Genomic DNA, 2,776 nt, shown 5'->3' with positions numbered 1-2,776 from the left:
TGAACCGCTCGTCCGATCTTATGAAAAGACCTTTCTCTTTATTCGACCAAACAACATCTAAGGCGGACTTTAGGCGAACTTGCGCTTGTGAGGCAAAATGCTCCGCGCAGCTCGGAAAGCTTTTGAACAGTGCTTGAAGTGAAGAATTGGGAATCAGATAAAGAAGCGTATTCTCGATGGCCGTTGCCCGGTAACTTTTGTCGGAATCAATGTTGGTATCAAAGAAGGTGAAGCCAAACAAATCTTCAGAGCCTAATCTTGCTCTGAGTACACCATCGGATTTTCGTTGTTCCATCGACCCTGTTCTCACGATGTATAAGAACTTCTCTTTACCTTCATCATCCAGTTCGACGACTTCTCCTTTACTTAAATAAGTAATTTGTACCGTGAAGGCCAATTCTCGAAGTGCCTCTTTCGGTATTTTGTCGAAGGGGTCTATTTGACCAATGAACTGAATGATGTTTGGGAGAAGAGATTGAGGCATAGGATAGTCACCACGATTTGTTTAGTATTATTATATAACCACAAGAAATTGTTTCTAGCACTATAAATTAGAACTGTGCATCAAAATTGACTATTTCGATGCCAAACGACGCCATGCAGAGTAAACATAGAAGCACGTATGGTTTGGAAGAACGACAGCAGATAAATAGAAGGATTAAAATAGAAGAGAGATAAAAAAAGCATGCGGATGCATGCTTCTTAGAGCAAAATAACCAAGTAAAAATGTTAACTTGCGACAGGAAGCCTGTGGTTCGCCTCTTGTAAGTGATTGGCAGAAGCCTCACGTGCTTTCGCACTGTTTCCAGCCATTATTGCATCATAAATCTGACGGTGTTCATTGATACAAGTACTCCCCTCTTCGGAAGAGTGGACAATAAAGTTCACAAACATCGTCGTCAGTATATGACCAAAAGGCAGGTAAAAATCGTTACCTGTTGCGTTAAAAATAAGGCTATGGAACTTCATATCGATGTCGGTCCAGAGATCTTGATCAAACACCTCGGCTTCCGATACTTCGACCATTTTCTGAAAAATACCAGACAGTTCGATTCGCTGCTCAGCGGTCGCATGGGTCGCGGCAAGAGCACAAGCTTCAGGCTCGATCGCTCGGCGCAGACCAAGAAATTGTAAGCAGAATTGGTCGATATCAGCGAGTCCATCCATCCACTCAATCAATTGAGGATCAAGAAAGTTCCAATACGCACGGTTTACTACACGGGTACCCACTTTAGGCTTAGACTCTAACAAGCCCTTAGAAGTAAGCAGTTTCACGGCTTCTCGCAACGCAGTACGGCTAATACCAAACTGTTCACACAGCACCATTTCACCCGGAATGATGGACCCCTGAGGAAGCTCCCCAGACAGAATGCCCCGTGCTATCTCTCGGGCTACTTGCACGTGTAGGCTACGTTTTGAACCAGATATTGAGTTAAAAGAACCTGCCATATGTTCACAATTCGCTTTTAATGTATTATTTAACCCCAATTGTAACACTTTACTTTACCGACTCCAAACGAGGAAATCAGATAACGTGAGCTTAGAGACAACAAGAGGTTCAAAGCCTTTTCCAATTTTCATCCATTCATATTTCTTATTAACTCCTCTTATTTATTCATACAAAACCGTCCAGTAGCCGCTCTTTTATTGAGGAAAATCACGATACAGGCTTTTTCTTCGATATTTTTGTGTCTGAAGACGCATTTATGCCTTACTCACTTTGATTAAATATTATCTTATTGTATTATTTATTGATTGGTTTTTAGCATGCTATATGTAAAAACAGCAGTAATCATCGCAAATAGACGCTCTTGTTTACTTGCCTCTAAGGTGGCTTCATGACAATTTTTTCATTGGTGAGTAACTCAAGTCGTAGGATTCATGTGCAAGTCGCTCGACAAATCGCACGAAGCATTCTTTCGGGGGAGCTTGAAGAACATCAAAAGCTACCCAATGAACTCGAACTGTGTGAAATGTTTGGTGTGAGTAGAACTGCGCTACGTGAATCGACCAAGCTTTTGTCGGCAAAAGGGTTGATATCATCCAAGCCAAAGGTAGGGACACATATCCTACCGAGAAATCAGTGGCATTTCCTCGACCCTCAGCTTTTAGAATGGATTCAAGACCTAGAAGATACTCAACCATTTTTATCGCAATTTTTGGGATTGAGAAAAGCAATAGAGCCTGAAGCCTGTGCGCTTGCGGCCATCAACGCGACGGTAGAGCAAAGAAAAACCTTGTCAGTCTTGTTTCAAAAAATGACCATCGCAGCCAATAGTTTTGATTATGATGAATGGACAATCAACGACCACTTGTTTCACCAGGCCATATTCGTATCAACCCAAAATCAGTTCTATATCCCTTTTGGTAATATTCTATCTACGATTTTTAAGCAATTTATCGACCATTCCGCAGAGGGAGGACGCTTTTGCCTTGCAGAGCACAATGCGATTTATGAAGCCATTATGTCGGGAGAGCCAGACCGAGCGCGAACCTCTTCTATCGTTCTGCTCAATGATGAAAACCAAAAACTGGCTCAAGTTCCCGTTCAATTTGTTAACGGTTAGTCAATCCATCACATTTATCTATTAGTTGTTGGAACAACTGCAATTTATAAGGTCCATTCGTGTCGTCGCAATCTTACATTAGAAAGAATTTCTCTTTAGCCTGGCCACTTGCACTGAATGGGCTGCTTATGCAGTCTATGCTAATGATTGATACTTATTTGGTTTCCTCTTTAGGTGAAATACCCTTAGCGGCTATGGGTATTTCAACC

The 2,776-nt window shown here is 41.8% G+C and carries 4 protein-coding genes; 2 read left to right on the top strand and 2 right to left on the bottom strand.

What is annotated here, in order from left to right:
- Nucleotides 1-484 (bottom strand): cyclic nucleotide-binding domain-containing protein (locus tag ACP45E_RS01475; protein WP_141707173.1); only part of this gene is annotated, 484 nt, incomplete at its 3' end.
- A gap of 245 nt (nt 485-729) precedes the next feature.
- Entirely contained in the window at nt 730-1,449 is a 720-nt protein-coding gene (locus tag ACP45E_RS01470; protein ID WP_026026584.1) for a FadR/GntR family transcriptional regulator, read from the bottom strand.
- A 389-nt stretch (nt 1,450-1,838) separates the two neighbouring features.
- On the opposite strand from ACP45E_RS01470, the gene ACP45E_RS01465 reads away from it, so the two are divergent.
- Both ACP45E_RS01465 and ACP45E_RS01460 read left to right on the top strand, forming a co-directional pair.
- Entirely contained in the window at nt 1,839-2,567 is a 729-nt protein-coding gene (locus ACP45E_RS01465; RefSeq protein ID WP_017033909.1) for a FadR/GntR family transcriptional regulator, read from the top strand.
- A 77-nt stretch (nt 2,568-2,644) separates the two neighbouring features.
- On the top strand, nt 2,645-2,776 hold a 132-nt coding region (locus ACP45E_RS01460; protein ID WP_241824241.1), incomplete at its 3' end, for an MATE family efflux transporter.

Origin of the sequence: Vibrio genomosp. F10 str. 9ZD137, from assembly GCF_049974785.1 — a bacterium.
Taxonomy (GTDB): domain Bacteria; phylum Pseudomonadota; class Gammaproteobacteria; order Enterobacterales; family Vibrionaceae; genus Vibrio.
Note: the sequence above shows the minus strand (reverse complement) of the source record. Positions and strands in the feature narration are given on the sequence as shown.